General features: G+C 73.6%; 13 protein-coding genes. 10 read left to right on the top strand and 3 right to left on the bottom strand.

The features are described 5' to 3' along the window. Positions 1-93: 93 nt before the first annotated feature. The 6 genes from ACIRNI_RS00880 to ACIRNI_RS00855 all read left to right on the top strand — a co-directional run bounded on the left by ACIRNI_RS00880 (position 94) and on the right by ACIRNI_RS00855 (position 7862). Positions 94-2274 (top strand): PBS lyase, encoded by a 2181-nt coding sequence (locus tag ACIRNI_RS00880; RefSeq protein WP_403547130.1) that lies wholly within the window; start codon positions 94-96, stop codon positions 2272-2274. Positions 2275-2340: 66 nt separating this feature from the next. Beyond that, positions 2341-3090, top strand: a complete 750-nt coding sequence (locus ACIRNI_RS00875; RefSeq protein ID WP_403547128.1) for a hypothetical protein — start codon at positions 2341-2343, stop codon at positions 3088-3090. 80 nt (positions 3091-3170) lie between these two features. Then, a complete protein-coding gene (locus ACIRNI_RS00870; protein ID WP_403547760.1) occupies positions 3171-4469 on the top strand; it encodes an ATP-binding protein in 1299 nt (432 codons plus the stop codon). 42 nt (positions 4470-4511) lie between these two features. Next, a complete protein-coding gene (locus ACIRNI_RS00865) occupies positions 4512-5876 on the top strand; it encodes an FtsW/RodA/SpoVE family cell cycle protein (RefSeq protein ID WP_403547126.1) in 1365 nt (454 codons plus the stop codon). Further along, positions 5873-7381, top strand: coding sequence for a penicillin-binding transpeptidase domain-containing protein (locus tag ACIRNI_RS00860; RefSeq protein ID WP_403547124.1), 1509 nt, complete (start codon positions 5873-5875; stop codon positions 7379-7381). Before ACIRNI_RS00865 ends, ACIRNI_RS00860 begins: the two co-directional genes overlap by 4 nt. 13 nt (positions 7382-7394) lie before the next feature. After that, entirely contained in the window at positions 7395-7862 is a 468-nt protein-coding gene (locus tag ACIRNI_RS00855) for a DUF3291 domain-containing protein (RefSeq protein ID WP_403547122.1), read from the top strand. Positions 7863-7874: 12 nt separating this feature from the next. Here the strand turns inward: ACIRNI_RS00855 and ACIRNI_RS00850 are convergent, their stop codons facing one another. Together ACIRNI_RS00850 and ACIRNI_RS00845 are read right to left on the bottom strand one after the other, a co-directional pair. Beyond that, positions 7875-8684, bottom strand: a complete 810-nt coding sequence (locus tag ACIRNI_RS00850) for a hypothetical protein (RefSeq protein ID WP_403547120.1) — start codon at positions 8682-8684, stop codon at positions 7875-7877. 29 nt (positions 8685-8713) lie between these two features. Next, positions 8714-9853 (bottom strand): ferritin-like domain-containing protein, encoded by a 1140-nt coding sequence (locus ACIRNI_RS00845; protein WP_403547118.1) that lies wholly within the window; start codon positions 9851-9853, stop codon positions 8714-8716. A 159-nt stretch (positions 9854-10012) separates the two neighbouring features. Between ACIRNI_RS00845 and ACIRNI_RS00840 the strand changes: the two genes are divergently transcribed. From ACIRNI_RS00840 to ACIRNI_RS00825, 4 genes are all read left to right on the top strand, one after another. Beyond that, entirely contained in the window at positions 10013-10948 is a 936-nt protein-coding gene (locus ACIRNI_RS00840; RefSeq protein ID WP_403547116.1) for a diiron oxygenase, read from the top strand. A gap of 38 nt (positions 10949-10986) precedes the next feature. Then, the gene (locus ACIRNI_RS00835; protein ID WP_403547115.1) at positions 10987-11709 is read left to right on the top strand and encodes a TetR/AcrR family transcriptional regulator; all 723 of its coding nucleotides are present in this window, start codon (positions 10987-10989) and stop codon (positions 11707-11709) included. A gap of 10 nt (positions 11710-11719) precedes the next feature. Continuing rightward, on the top strand, positions 11720-11989 hold the full coding sequence (locus ACIRNI_RS00830) for a hypothetical protein (protein ID WP_355366480.1): 270 nt from the start codon (positions 11720-11722) through the stop codon (positions 11987-11989). A 102-nt stretch (positions 11990-12091) separates the two neighbouring features. Continuing rightward, positions 12092-13339, top strand: coding sequence for an NlpC/P60 family protein (locus ACIRNI_RS00825; protein ID WP_403547114.1), 1248 nt, complete (start codon positions 12092-12094; stop codon positions 13337-13339). On the opposite strand, the gene ACIRNI_RS00820 is transcribed toward ACIRNI_RS00825, so the two are convergent. Beyond that, a complete protein-coding gene (locus ACIRNI_RS00820) occupies positions 13329-14561 on the bottom strand; it encodes a styrene monooxygenase/indole monooxygenase family protein (protein ID WP_403547112.1) in 1233 nt (410 codons plus the stop codon). The genes ACIRNI_RS00825 and ACIRNI_RS00820 overlap by 11 nt on opposite strands. Between the last annotated feature and the right edge of the window lie 9 nt (positions 14562-14570).

The following is a 14570-nucleotide window of genomic DNA, read 5'->3' as shown; positions in this document are numbered from 1 at the left end:
CGGTGGCGATGCGTGTCCGATTGGCGGGTCATGGTGGCCGCCCGTGTGGTGCACTATTGCCCCCAAGTGCAGTGTTCACGGGGAGGGATGGGCATGTTCACGGGGATCGACGAGGTCGACTGGGCCTCGCTGGGTCATGCCTACGGACCGGCCGACGACGTGCCCGCGCTGCTGCGCGGGCTGGCCTCCGACGACCCGGCGGAGCGCGAGGCCGCGCTGGACGGGATGTACGGAACGGTGCACCACCAGGGCGATGTGTACGACTCGACGCTGGCCTGCATCCCGTTCCTGCTGGAGCTGGTGGCGTCCCCCGAGGTGCAGGACCGCGGCTGCATCATCGAGCTGCTGACCAGCATCGGCGGCATCGACCTGGGCGGCGACGACGAGCTCGCCGCGCTGGACCCGGAGGACGAGGAGTTCGAGGACGCGGCCAACTACGCGATGGCGTCGGCCGCCGTCGCCGCCGGTTCGGACGTGTTCCTCGGGCTGCTGGGCGACGGGGACCGCGAGGTGCGGCTCGCCGCGCCCGGCGCGCTGGCCTCCCTGCACGGCGACCCGGCCCGGGTGCTGCTGCTGGTGCGGGAGCGGCTGACCGTCGAGACCGACACGGAGGTGCGGCTCGCGTTGGTCGAGGCGGTGGGCCGGATCGCGCTGCGCTACGAGTCGCTGCGCGACGAGACCGCGGAGTGGCTCGCCTGGCTGACGGACGCCGCCCAGGACCCGGCGCTGCGGCTGGCGTCGCTGGCCCAGCTGGCGCGGTGCGCGCCCGCGCGGCTGCCGTCGGACGTGGTGGCGCGGGTGACGGGGCTGCTGGCGGAGCTGCGGCGGAGCCCGCGCCCGGAGCCGGCCCTGGAGGTGAAGCCCGTCCTGGAGGTGAAGCCCGCCCTGGAGATCGAGCCGGCCCTGGAGATCGAGCCGTTCGGCCGCCCGCTGTGGTCGCCGGCGCCCGCCGGGTACGTACGGGAGGGGTGCGACGAGCAGGGGGCGGGGTGCGGCACGGCATGGGCGGACGACCTGCTGCGGACGCTGCACTGCGCCCTGGACGACCGGGTCGAGGACCGCATCGGGCTGGTCACGTACCAGCTGCGCAGCCCCGACTGGGGACAGCGGGCCGACGCCGTGTGGATGTGCGGGGGCCTGGTCCAGACGTGGCGTGGGACGTACGACGAGGTGGTGCGGCTCGTCGGGGCGCAGCTGACCGACCCCGAGCCGCGGCTGCGGACCGCCGCGGCGGCCTGGCTGGAGGGCCTGTTCGAGCTGGCCCGCCCGGCCGCCGACGACTTGGCCGCGCGGGTGGCGGCGGATCCGGCGCCCTGGCAGCCGGAGCGGGTGGGCGGCCCGGCCTGGCTGGGCAGCGCCCTCCTCGCGCTCACCCGCGCGGGCGACGCCCGGGCGGTGCCCGCGCTGGCCTGCGCCCTGGACGAGCCCGAGCTCAACGTGCACCTGATGTACGCGGTGCCGCACCTCGGCGAGGCGGCCGCGCCGCTCGCGCCCCCGCTGCGGCGCCGGCTCGCCGGGCTGCCGCTGGACGACCGGCTCAGCGAGCAGGCGGGGCCGCTGCTGCTGGCGCTGGCGCACCTGCGGGCGGTGGAGGCGCTGCCGGAGGTGCTGCGGGTGCTGCGCGGGGCGCCCGCCTTCCGCCGCGAGTGGGTGGTGGAGTCGGCGCTGCGCGCGGTGGCGGCGTTCGGCCCGGCGGCGGGCGAGGCGGCCGAGGACCTGCGGGCGCTGCTGGGCGACGGCTCGGCGGGGCTGGTGAGCATGGCCGCCCGGGCCCTGTGGGCGGTGGACGGCGACGCCGGGCCCGTCCTGCCGAGGCTCAGAGCCCTGCTGCGGGCGCCGGACGCGCACGAGCGGCGGGAGGCGGCGTGGGCGGTGGGCGCGATCGGCGGCGCGGCCCGGGCGGCGGCGCCGGAGCTGCGCGCCTGCCTGACGGCGCCGGACCTGTGGCTGCGGGTGGACGCGGCGGTGGCGCTGTGCCGGGTGACCGGGGACGTGCAGGAGGCGCTGCCGGTGCTGGTGTCGGCCTGGCGGGAGAACCGTTACACGCGGGTGGAGATCGCCGAGTGCCTCGCCGAGCTGGGGCCCCTGGCGGCCCAGCCCGCCGCGCCGCTGCTGCGCAGCGAGCTGGCCCGGCAGCGCCGGCACAACGTCTCGGAGGGCAGCTCCGGCGACCACGACATCCACCATGACGAGAAGCTGCTGGCGCTGTGCCGCCGGGGGCTGGGCCACCGACCGGCCACCACCGGTCGACAAAAGGGACTTCCGTACGAATAAGGTTGACGGGACGAACGAGGTCGACGAGACCGCCGCCCGGCCGAGAGCAGGAGCACCAGGACCACCGTGAGCCGCCCGCACCGCCGTGCCGCGTACGCGGCGCTCCTGCTGCCCGCCGCCGCGCTCGGCACGCTGCTGCTGGCGGGCTGCGACGACCCGGGCGCCCTGGAGAGCGCGGGCCCCACGCCGACGGCGGTCGGACCGGTGCGCCTCTGGCCCGACCTGCCTCCGGTGACGGCGCCGCCGATCGACTACGGCGAGAGCGACACCGAGCGCGTCCCCGGCATCCGCGTCCCGGACGGCGATGTGCGCGGGGTGGACCCCGTGGCGGTCGTCCGGGCGGAGGTGGCCGCGCACCCGGACCAGTACAGCGGCCCGGACGGCATGGACGAGGGGACGGCCCGGCGCATCGAGCGGTGCGGCAGCGAGCCCAAGGCGTGCCCGGTGCTCGCGCCGTACCACCGGGACCTGACCGGCGACGGCAGGGACGAGCTGATCGTCGGCATCCGGATGCCGGACCAGCAGCTGGGACTGCGCGTCTACCTGCCCGAGCGGGGCGGGCTGACGCGGATCATGTCCACGGTGGAGCAGATCGTGAGCGTGGAGCTCGCGGGCAAGGACCTGGTGACGCGCGTGGTCTCGGCGGGCATCCCGGGCTACGAGTACCGCACGGCGTGGACGTGGGACGGGCAGCAGCGGACGATGCTGCCGACGCGCGACGAGATCATCCGCGTCAAGCCGTCCGCGCCGCGCCCGGACACGGCGCCCACGCCCACGCCCACGCCGGCGCCGGAGACCTCGCGGGGCGCCCCGTGACCGCGCGGCGCGACCTTCGGCGGTGGAGAGGCGCGGCCGCACGGCAGACCCGCCGTCCGCACCGTCCCCGTCGCCCCCGCCTGCCCGCCTGGACCGCGACGCTGACCTGGAAGGCCGCGGTCTTCATCACCGTCATGTGCTGCGCCCTGGCGGCGCTCCTCGGCGCCCTCGTCCACGTCTCCGTGAGCCGCCAGACCGTCGAGTCGGCCCGTGAGAAGGCCCTGGACCGGCTGGAGGAGGTCACGGCCGCCTACGAGGCGGGCGAGCCGCTCCCCCGGTTCGCGGGGGTGGACCCGCCCGGCCTGCCGCCGTCCCTGCGCGACCTCGCCACCGGCGGCCGCCGGGGCACGGTGGTGGCGGACTTCGAGGACCGGCCCACCATGTGGGCGGCCGGGCCCGCCGACGGCCGGGCGCTCGCCGTGCGCGTGGACTACTCGCTGAGCGCGCGCACCATCAGCGGCCTGGACCAGGCGATCGTCGGGTCCTCGGTGCTGGCCATCGGCGCGACGCTGCTGGTGGGTTCCTTCGCGGTCACCCGGGTTACGCGGCGCCTGCACCTGACGGCGCAGGTGGCGCGGCGGATCAGCGCGGGCGACCTGGACGCGCGCGTCCACGATCCCCGTACGAAGGATCCGTCGCGCCCCCAGGACGAGGTCGCGACGGTGTCGGTGGCGCTGGACACGATGGCGTCCAGCCTCCAGGACAAGCTGCTGAGCGAGCAGCGCTTCACGGCGGACGTGGCGCACGAGCTGCGGACGCCGCTGACCGGCCTCTCGGCGGCGGCCGAACTGTTGCCGCCGGGCCGCCCGGCGGAGCTCGTACGGGACAGGGTGCGGGCGATGCGCGCGCTGACCGAGGACCTGCTGGAGATCTCGCGGCTGGACGCCCGCACCGAGCAGGTCGACCTCGACGTCCACGACCTGGGCCCGCTCGCCGAGCGCGCGGCCCGCGCGGCCCGCGCGTCGGGGGGCCCGTCCGGCGGCGACACGCATGTCCGCGTCGTCCGCGACGCGCGCGTGGAGACCGACAAGCGCCGCCTGGAGCGCGTGCTGGGCAACCTCGTCGCCAACGCCCACAAGCACGGCCGCCCGCCCGTCACCCTCACCGTGGACGGCCCGGTGGTGACGGTGCGGGACCACGGCCCGGGCTATCCGCCCTACCTCCTGGAGCACGGCCCGCAGCGCTTCCGCACCGAGAGCGGCACCAAGGGGCACGGCCTCGGCCTGACGATCGCGGCGGGCCAGGCGGCCGCCATCGGCGCGGAGCTGGCCTTCGCGAACGCGCCCGACGGTGGCGCCGAGGCCCGCCTGACCCTCCCGGAGTACGTCGACCTCACGGACGACCCGGACCGCGACACCTCCCGAACGGAAAAAATGTGACATAACGCCAGATTCCTCCCACCTCTTGCTACGTTGCGGACCATGACCGCACCGAGTGCCCCGCCCCCGAGCAAGCGCCGCGGCGTGGAGCTGTCGCTGCTCGTCGCGGCCGCGCTCATCGCCGTGTACGGCTACGCCGCCGTCGGCCTCGCCCGCGACGGCGCCGTGCCCCCGGACACCGCCACCTACGGCGCCGGGCTCGGCCTCCTCGCGCTCCTCGCGCACCTCGCGGTCCGCCTCCGCGCCCCGTACGCCGACCCGCTGCTCCTGCCCATCGCGGTCCTGCTCAACGGCCTCGGCCTGGTCCTGATCTACCGCCTCGACCTGGAGACCCCGGGCGACCACGCCGCGCCCACGCAGCTCGTCTGGTCGACCCTCGGCGTCGGGCTGTTCATCGTCGCCGTCGTCTTCCTGCGCGACCACCGCCTGCTCCAGCGGTACGCGTACGTCTCGGTCGCCGCCGCGCTGGTGCTGCTCTCCGTGCCGATCTTCTTCCCGGCCGTCAACGGCGCCAAGATCTGGATCCGGATCGGCGGCCTGTCCTTCCAGCCGGGCGAGTTCGCCAAGATCCTGCTCGCCGTCTTCTTCGCCGCGTACCTCGCGGTCAACCACCAGGCCCTGGGCCGTGTCCGGGGCCTGCGGCTGCCCGCCGGGCGGGTCCTCGGCCCGATCGTGGCGATCTGGGTGGTGAGCGTCGGCGTGCTGATCCTGGAGCGGGACCTCGGGACCTCGCTCCTCTTCTTCGGCCTCTTCGTGATCATGCTGTACGTGGCGACCGGCCGGATCGGCTGGATCGCCGTCGGCCTGCTGCTCGCCGGGGTCGGCGCCTTCGTCGTCGGCAGCCTGGAGCCGCACGTCAACGGGCGGGTCGAGGACTGGCTGGACCCCTTCGCGTCCATCGAGGCGGGCCAGGGCCCGGGGCAGCTCGCCCAGTCGCTGTTCGCGTTCGCCGCCGGCGGCATGCTCGGCACGGGCCTGGGCCTCGGCAAGTCGACCCTCATCGGCTTCGCCGCCAAGTCCGACTTCATCCTCGCCACCGTCGGCGAGGAGCTGGGCCTCGCGGGCCTCACCGCGCTGTTCCTGCTGTACGCGCTCCTCGTCGCGCGCGGCTACCGCACCGGCCTCGCCCTGCGCGACCCCTTCGGCCGGCTGCTGGCGACCGGGCTCGCCTCCATCGTGGCGCTCCAGGTCTTCGTCATCGCGGGCGGCGTGATGGGGCTGATCCCGCTCACCGGGATGGCGATGCCGTTCCTCGCCCAGGGCGGCTCGTCGGTCGTCACCAACTGGATCATCGTGGCGCTGCTGATCCGGGTCAGCGACTCGGCGCGCGCCCCCGAACCGGAGCCCGAGCCCGGGCGGGACCACGAGCGGCCGAAGACCGCCACCGTCACGGAGGCCGCCCGGTGATCCGCCACATCCGCCGCGCCGCCGCCCTGAGCTTCGTCCTGCTCGTCGCGCTCCTCGTCAACGCCGCGCGCGTCCAGATCGTCGAAGCCCCCTCGCTCGACAAGAACCCCGCCAACCGCCGCCCCACGATCGCCCGGTACGCCCAGCCGCGCGGCGACATCCTCGTCGGCGGCCAGGCCGTCACCGGCTCGCGCGACACCGGCCAGCCGCTGCGCTACGAGCGCACCTACCGCGACGGCCCGCTCTACGCGCCGGTCACCGGCTACGCCTCGCAGACGTACGGCACCACCCTCCTGGAGAACGCCGAGGACGCCGTCCTGTCCGGGACGAGCCCGCTGCTGGCGCCCTTCCCCTTCTGGAACGACCTCAGCCGCACCCGCCGCCCCGGCGGCCAGGTCGTCACCACCGTCGACCCGGTGCTCCAGCGGGCCGCGTACGAAGGGCTGGACGGGAGGCGCGGCGCGGTCGTGGCCCTGGAGCCGTCCAGCGGGCGGGTCCTGGCGTTGGTGACGAGCCCCTCGTACAACCCGGGTCTGCTCTCCGGCACGGGTGAGGCGGTGACCTCCGCGTGGACGCGGCTGAACGCGGCGCCGGGGCGGCCGCTGCTGAACCGGGCGCTGCGGCAGACGTACCCGCCCGGCTCCACCTTCAAGATCGTGACGGCGGCGGCGGCACTGGACGCCGGGATCGTCACGGACGTCGACGCCCCGACCGGCGCCCCCGACCCGTACCTGCTGCCCAACACCCGTACGGAGCTGCCCAACGAGGCGACCGGATGCGCCAACGCCTCGCTCTCGTACGCCATCCGCTGGTCGTGCAACACCGTCATGGCGCACCTCGGGGTGAAGGTGGGGCTGGCCGGGATGCTGGACGCGGTGGCGCGCTTCGGCTTCAACGACGAGACGCTGCGTATCCCGTCGCGGGTGGCGCGGTCGAACTTCGACACCGACATGACGGCGGACCAGCTCGCGCTCTCGGCCATCGGCCAGTACGACACGACGGCCACCCCGCTCCAGATGGCGATGGTCGCGGCGGCCGTCGCCAACGGCGGCGACCTCGCCCAGCCCCACCTGGTGGACCGCACCACCACCTCGGGCGGCAGGACCGTCGCCCAGACCGTGCGCCGCTCCTACCGGCAGGCGATGCAGCCGGTGACGGCGATGCGGCTGCGGCAGCTGATGCTGGACGTGGTGGAGCACGGATCGGGCGGCAAGGCGGCGATCAAAGGCGCCCGGGTCGGCGGCAAGACCGGCACCGCCCAGCACGGCGTGGGCAACACGGGCACGCCGTACGCCTGGTTCATCGGCTGGGCGCAGGCGGCGGACGCGGGCCGTCCGGCGGTGGCGGTGGCGGTGGTCGTGGAGGAGGCCTCCGCCAACCGCGAGGACATCAGCGGCGGCGGCAGCGCGGCACCGATCGCGCGGTCGGTGATGGAGGCGGCGCTGGACCGCGCCGAAGGGCGTCTCGCGCAGCGATACGACGTGGTGGAGCCGTCACGGCCGTGATTATGGTGCGCCCATGTCCGACGAACTCGCGTACCAACTCGCCCAGGTGAACATCTCCCGCCTCAAGTTCCCGCTCGACTCGCCGGAGTTGAAGGACTTCGTCGACGGGCTCGACCCGGTGAACGCGGCGGCCGAGGCGGCGGACGGCTTCGTGTGGCGGCTGCGGAGCGAGAGCGGCGACGCGACGGACGTGCCGGTCTTCGGGGACGACTGGCTGATCATCAACCTGACGGTGTGGCGGGACATCGACGCCCTGACCGCTTTTATGTACCGGGGTCGGCACCGGGAGCTGCTCGGCCGCCGCAACGAGTGGTTCGAGCGGGTCAAGGAGGCGATGACCGCGCTGTGGTGGGTGGAAGCGGGCCACCGCCCCACGGTGGAGGAGGCCGAGAAGCGCCTCCTCCACCTCCGGGAGCACGGCCCGACCGCGCACGCCTTCACCCTGCGCACCACCTTCCCGCCGGGGACGGACCTGGGCTGACACCCGAGTCGGTCAGCGCAGCGGCTTGCGGAGCTCCGCGCGCACCTTCGCGGTCGTCTCGGCGAGCGCGCGCAGGTCGACGTCCTCCGGCTGCTGCGCCGCGATCTCGGGGGTGACCAGGGCGACGAAGGAGGCGGTGTTGCCGTCGCCCCAGGCGCACATCGGCAGGGTGCTCGTCGTGCCCATGTCGGTGGAGCGCGTCACCTGGCAGCTGATGGTGATGTCGGCGCCGGCCGGCTTGAAGTCCTTCGGCCGCACGACGAGCGTGGTGCCCTGGCCGGTCGCGCCGCCCTCCAGGATCTGGCGGCGCGTCAGGTCCGGGGCCCTGAGCTGTCCGTAGAAGCCGGACACCACCAGCGCGCTGCCCGGCTCACCGGTGTAGGTGGCGACGACGGACTTGGTGACGCGCACGCTGGGGTCCTTCGCGTCCTCCGCCTCGACGTCCTTGCCGTCCTTTTCGGAGGTGTCGCTGGTCAGCTTGTACGTGCCGGACAGGACGGTCACGGGGGCCGTCAGCTTGTACTCGGCGGCCGGGTAGGAACCGCCGGCCTCGGAGACGGCGTCGTAGGCCTGCGTGCCGACCCAGGCGAGCAGGCCGAGCACGGCGAGCGACCCGGCGACGATCCCGACGACCAGCCCGGTCCGCTTCTTCGGGGGCGCGGGGGGCGGCGGCGCACCGTAGGAGCCCGGCCCGTAGGACGCGCCGGGCTGCTGCGGGTACGACTGCGGGGGGTACGGCTGCTGCTGCGGGTACGGCTGCGGCGGCCCGTACGGGCCCGGGCCGGGCGGCTGCTGGTGGGGCGGCGGAGGCGGCATGCTCATGCCCGCAGGCTACGACACGGGGGACGACCTCAGGCCGCGCCCGCAGCCTCGCCCGCACCTGCGCCCTCGCCCCCGCCCTGGGCGATCGCGTCCGCCACCTCGGCCACGCGCTCCGCCTCCTCCACCGCGAAGCGCTCGCGGTCGAGCCGTTCCGCGATCTCCTCGTCCTGGGTCATCAGCAGGTCCAGGTTCGAGTCGCCGAGGTCGAAGACGCCCATGTCGAGGTACGCCTTCTGGAGCCGCTCGCCCCACAGGCCGATGTCCTTGACGCAGGGCACGATCCGACTGAAGAGCAGCTTGCGGAAGAGGCGCAGCGTCCCGGACTCCTCCGAGACGAGCGCCGCCTCCTTCTTCGAGATGCCGAAGTTCTCCAGCACCTCCACCCCGCGCAGCCGGTCGCGCATCAGGTAGCAGCCCTCGATGACGAACTCCTCGCGCTCGCGCAGTTCGGCGTCCGTCAGCTGCTTGTAGTAGTCGCGCAGCGCCATGCGCCCGAAGGCCACGTGCCGGGCCTCGTCCTGCATCACGTACGCGAGGATCTGCTTGGGCAGCGGCTTGTTCGTCGTGTCGCGGATCATGCCGAAGGCGGCGAGCGCCAGGCCCTCGATGAGCACCTGCATGCCGAGGTAGGGCATGTCCCAGCGGGAGTCGCGCAGGGTGTCGTTCAGCAGGCCCTGCAGATTGTCGTTGATGGGATAGAGCATCCCGATCTTCTCGTGCAGGAACCGGCCGTATATCTCGGCGTGCCGCGCCTCGTCCATCGTCTGCGTGGCGGAGAAGAACTTCGCGTCCATGTCGGGGACGGACTCCACGATGCGGGCGGCGCAGATCATCGCGCCCTGCTCGCCGTGGAGGAACTGGCTGAACTGCCAGGAGGCGTAGTGCCTGCGCAGCTCGGCCCTGTCCCGCTCCGTCATCTTGGCCCAGTGGCGCGTGTGGTAGAGGGTGAGCGCCTCGTCCGGTGTGCCGAGCGGGTCGTACGGGTCGACCTCCAGGTCCCAGTCGATGCGCAGCGCGCCGTCCCACTGCTTGTCCTTGCCCTTCTGGTAGAGGGCGAGCAGACGGTCACGACCATCGTCGTATTCCCAGCTGAAGCGCGCGGCGCCGGTGGCCGGAACCTCCCATATCGGCTCACCCGGGGATCCGGTGTAGAGGTCGTGCGTGGACACGGACAGCTCCTTCCTGTGCACAAACGGTGCTTGCAGGCTCACACGGTGGTAGACGCGGGGTCAACAAAGTTCACGCACAGGGGATTGACGGCCTTACTGACAGGCAGTCTTATAAGGGATGACCCCCAGTAACCCCAACTGCGCGAGGTGCCGTCCACCATGACCACCGTGACCGAACGCGACATACGACTCCTCCGCGACGCGCTCGGCCCGCTCCGGGACCGCGAGCAGGTCGCCGAGCGTCTGCTCGAATCCTCCGCCAAGCACTCCTTCGACCCCGACAAGGAGCTCGACTGGGACGCCCCGCTCGAAGAGGGCAAGTGGTTCTGGCCGCCGGAGCTGGTCTCCCTCTACGACACCCCGCTGTGGCGGAAGATGTCGGAGGAGCAGCGCATGGACCTGGCCCGCCACGAGGCCGCCTCGCTCGCCTCCCTCGGCATCTGGTTCGAGATCATCCTGATGCAGCTGCTCGTACGGCACATCTACGACAAATCCGTCACCAGCAACCACGTCCGGTACGCGCTCACCGAGATTGCCGACGAGTGCCGCCACTCCATGATGTTCGCGCGCATGATCCAGAAGGGCGGCGCGCCGACGTACCCGGTGCCCCGGCTCTACCACAACCTCGCGCGCGTCCTGAAGACCGTCTCCACCACCCCCGGTTCGTTCGCGGCGACGCTGCTCGGCGAGGAGATCCTCGACTGGATGCAGCGCCTGACCTTCCCGGACGAGCGCGTCCAGACGCTGGTGCGCGGCGTCACCCGCATCCACGTCGTCGAGGAGGCGCGCCATGTGCGGTACGCCCGCGAGGAGTTGCGCCGCCAGATGGTGACGGCGCCGCGCTGGGAGCAGGAGTTCACCCGGCTCAGCTGCGGTGAGGCGGCCCGCGTCTTCTCCGTCTGCTTCGTCAACCCGCAGGTGTACGAGAACATCGGCCTGGACCGCCGCGAGGCCGTCGCCCAGGTCCGCGCGAGCGGCCACCGGCGCGAGGTCATGCAGTCCGGCGCCAAGCGGCTGACGGACTTCCTCGACGACATCGGGGTGCTGCGCGGCCCCGGCCGCAGGCTCTGGAAGAGCTCGGGACTCCTCGCCTGACCGGGGGCACAGCGGGCGTACGCGGCTACGCTGCGGGCATGACGAGTGCCGCCACGCCCGCGTACCGACGCCTCAGCGTCGGGGAGCGCCGCAGCCAGCTCCTCGGCGTCGCCCTCTCCCTCTTCGCGCACCGCGCGCCCGAGGACGTCTCGCTGGACGACGTCGCCGAGGCCGCCGGGGTCTCGCGGCCGCTCGTGTACCGCTACTTCCCCGGCGGCAAGCAGGAGCTGTACGAGGCCGCCCTGCGGTCGGCCGCCGACGAGCTGGAGCTGTGCTTCGCCGAACCGGCCGTGGGCCCGCCGACCGAGCGGCTCGCCCGCGTCCTCGACCGGTACCTCGCCTTCGTCGACGAGCACGACACCGGGTTCAGCGCCCTGCTCCAGGGCGGCAGCGTCGCCGAGACGTCCCGTACGACCGCGATCGTGGACGAGGTGCGGCGCGCCGCCGCCCAGCAGGTCCTGTTCCACCTCGGCGTACCGGATCCCGGGCCCAGGCTGCGGATGATGGTGCGCACCTGGATAGCGGCGGTCGAGGCGGCGTCGCTGATCTGGCTGGACGAGGGCAAGCAGCCGCCCGCCGCCGAGCTGCGCGCCTGGCTGGTCGACCACCTCGTCGCGCTGCTGACGGTGACGGCGACGACGGACCACGGGACGGCGCGCGCGGTGGAGGCCCTGCTGGCCCGGGAGGCGGCGGACGGCCCGGTGGGCACGCTGGCGCGCCGCCTGGGCCCCGTGGTCGGCGGGGCCGCGCACCTGCTGTGACACTGGGGGTGTGCGAAGCGAGAACACCCCCTTCTACGGCGGCCCGCTGGACGGCCGGGTCCTGCCGGTGCTGACCGGCCTCACGGGCCATCCGCCCAAGTGGTACGTGGTCCCCGTCCCGGCCGAGGACGGCGGCCCGGCGACGGTCCACGCCTACCGCCGCGTACCGTCCGGGTACACCCGGCGGCTGGGGCTCCAGCGGGGGTGGAAGTACGAGTACGCGCCCGGGGGCCGGGAGCGGCGCGAGCTGAAGTGGCCGTGGTCCAAACCCCCGCGCTGACGCGGCTCCGCGCTGCCTGTCGGGTGAACTCGATGCCCCGAAACGCCCAGTAATCAGTTATTCGCACCATTGCCGCCGCAGGATGTCCGCGGAGGTGATGACGTGTCAGGACGACTGCTGCGTGCCGTCCGTACGGCGGCGATGACGGTGGCGGTGCTGGTCGCCGCCGGCGCCCCGCCGGTCGCCGCCGAGCCCGGGCCGGAACCCGCGTCCGAGCCCGTGTCCGAGCCCGTATCCGAGCCTGCATCGGACCCCGTCTCCGAGCCGGCCTCCGGCCCCGCGTCCGAGCCCGTGGACGAGCCCCTGCCCGCCGAGCCGACGGTGGCCGAGCTGCTCACCCGCCTGCGCACGCTCTACCAGCGGGCCGAGGAGGCGACCGAGGCGTACAACGCCACCGAGGAGGCGCTCACGGCGCACACCGCCGAGACCCGGCGGCTCACCGGTGATCTGAGCAAGGCCCGCGACGAGCTGGCGCGCGGCCGGGCGGCCGCGGGAAGGCTGGCGCGGGCGCAGTACCAGGGGCGTACGGACTTCTCCGCCTCCTTGCGCCTGCTGCTGGCCCGCGACCCGGACCACGCCCTCGACCAGGCGCACGTGATGCGGCGCGCGGCGCAAGAACAGGCCGCGACGGTGGCGCGCCTGGAGCGCGGGGAGCGGCGGGCCGACGCGCTGGCGACGGCGTCGCGCCGGGCGCTGGACCGGGAGCGGACCCTCGCGGAGCGGCAGCGCGAGGCCCGCGACGAGGCCCTCGCCCGGCTGAGGGAGGTCGAGAAGCTGCTGGCCTCGCTCACCGAGGAGCAGGTGGCGGAGGTGACGGCCCTGGAGGACGCCCAGACCGCCGACGCCCAGCGGGAGCTGCTCGCGACGGCCGCGCCGGACGCCGCCCTGACCCCGTCGGAGGAGGGCGACGAGGCGCTGGAGTTCGCGGCCGGACAGATCGGCAAGCCGTACGAGTGGGGCGCGGAGGGCCCGGACTCCTTCGACTGCTCGGGCCTCACCTCCGAAGCGTGGGCCTCGGCGGGCCGCACCATCCCGCGCACCAGCCAGGAGCAGTGGCGCACCCTCCCGAAGGTCCCGCTGCGCGCGCTGCGCCCCGGCGACCTGGTGATCTACTTCCCGAAGGCCACGCACGTGGCGATCTACCTCGGTGACGGCAAGGTGATCCAGGCCCCGCGCCCCGGCGCCCGCGTCAAGGTCTCCCCGCTCGCCGCGAACCCCCTGCTGGGCGCGGTCCGCCCGGACCCGGACGCCCGCCCCCTGCACGCGTACACCCCGCCGAGCCTGCCGACGGACGCGTCGACGGGCTCGGACGAGGGCTACGACGGGGGCTACGACGCCCCTACGCGGTGACCGAGGCGAGGTACGCCGCCGTCTTCTCCGGCTCGTAGAAGAAGTTCTCGAAGTCGGCCGGGTCGTTGAAGCCGTTGGCGAAGCGGTCCGCCACCGGCGGGAGCTGCCCGGCCGCGCCGATCAGGTTCAGCACGTGCTCCGGCGGGACGCCCAGCATGGCGTTGGTCCACTTGGTGACGTGCTGCGCGGTCTCCCAGTAGCGGTCGAACGTCTGCTGCATCCACGCCTCGTCGAACGGCCGGTCGCCGTGCGACACGATCGAGTCGAGGTACGTCGCCGCGCACTTGGACGCCGAGTTGGAGCCCTGGCCCGTGATCGGGTCGTTGGCGACGACGACGTCCGCGACGCCGAGCACCAGGCCGCCGCCGGGCAGCCGGCCGATCGGCTTGCGGACGGTCGGGGCGTAGCGGCCGGACAGCGTGCCGTTCGCGTCCGTCAGTTCGACCTTCGTCGCCCGCGCGTACTCCCACGGCAGGAACTTCTCCATCAGCTCCAGCGTGAGCGCGAGGTGCTCGCCGGGGTCCTTGACGCCCTGGAAGACGTCCAGCGGCCCGCCCGGGATGCCCTCCCAGAAGAGGATGTCGGCCCGGCCGGTCGTCGTGAGCGTCGGCATGATGAACATCTCGCCGACGCCCGGCACCAGGTTGCACCGCACGGCCTCGAACTCCGGGTGCTCCGGGCGCGGGCCGAGCCCGTGCACGTACGCGACCGCCAGCGCCCGCTGCGGCTCGGCGTACGGGGAGCGCGACGCGTCGCGCTCGAACATCGACACCAGCTCGCCCTTGCCGGCCGAGACCAGCACCAGGTCGTACGTGCGCGAGAAGTAGTCCAGGTCGGAGACGGCCGCGCCGTGGATGACCAGCTGGCCGCCGCGCTGGGCGAAGGTCTCCATCCAGCCGGCCATCTTCACGCGCTGGTCGACGGACTGCGCGTACCCCTTCAGCTTGCCGACCCAGTCGATCACCCGCTGGGACTCCGGCCCCGCGACGGAGACGCCGAGGCCCTCGATCTTCGGGGCCTGCGACTCCCAGAAGTTGATGCCCAGGTCCCGCTCGTGCTGGAGCGCCGTGTGGAACATGCACTGCGTGGACATGACCCGGCCGGCCCGGATCTCGTCCGCCGTGCGGTTGGACATCAGGGTGACCTCGTACCCCTGCGACTGGAGTCCGAGGGCCAGCTGGAGACCGGACTGACCGGCTCCGACGATGAGTATCTTCCGCATCGGGAGGGG

Source organism: Streptomyces sp. NPDC093546 (genome assembly GCF_044765045.1).
GTDB lineage: Bacteria > Actinomycetota > Actinomycetes > Streptomycetales > Streptomycetaceae > Streptomyces.
Note: the sequence above shows the minus strand (reverse complement) of the source record. Positions and strands in the feature narration are given on the sequence as shown.

Excerpts from the sequence above, each read along its gene's own strand:
- ACIRNI_RS00865 (WP_403547126.1), top strand. The coding sequence starts at position 4,512 with ATGACCGCACCGAGTGCCCCGCCCCCGAGCAAGCGCCGCGGCGTGGAG.
- ACIRNI_RS00855 (WP_403547122.1), top strand. The coding sequence starts at position 7,395 with ATGTCCGACGAACTCGCGTACCAACTCGCCCAGGTGAACATCTCCCGC.
- ACIRNI_RS00820 (WP_403547112.1), bottom strand. The coding sequence starts at position 14,561 with ATGCGGAAGATACTCATCGTCGGAGCCGGTCAGTCCGGTCTCCAGCTG.
- ACIRNI_RS00835 (WP_403547115.1), top strand. The coding sequence starts at position 10,987 with ATGACGAGTGCCGCCACGCCCGCGTACCGACGCCTCAGCGTCGGGGAG.
- ACIRNI_RS00850 (WP_403547120.1), bottom strand. The coding sequence starts at position 8,684 with ATGAGCATGCCGCCTCCGCCGCCCCACCAGCAGCCGCCCGGCCCGGGC.
- ACIRNI_RS00840 (WP_403547116.1), top strand. The coding sequence starts at position 10,013 with ATGACCACCGTGACCGAACGCGACATACGACTCCTCCGCGACGCGCTC.
- ACIRNI_RS00880 (WP_403547130.1), top strand. The coding sequence starts at position 94 with ATGTTCACGGGGATCGACGAGGTCGACTGGGCCTCGCTGGGTCATGCC.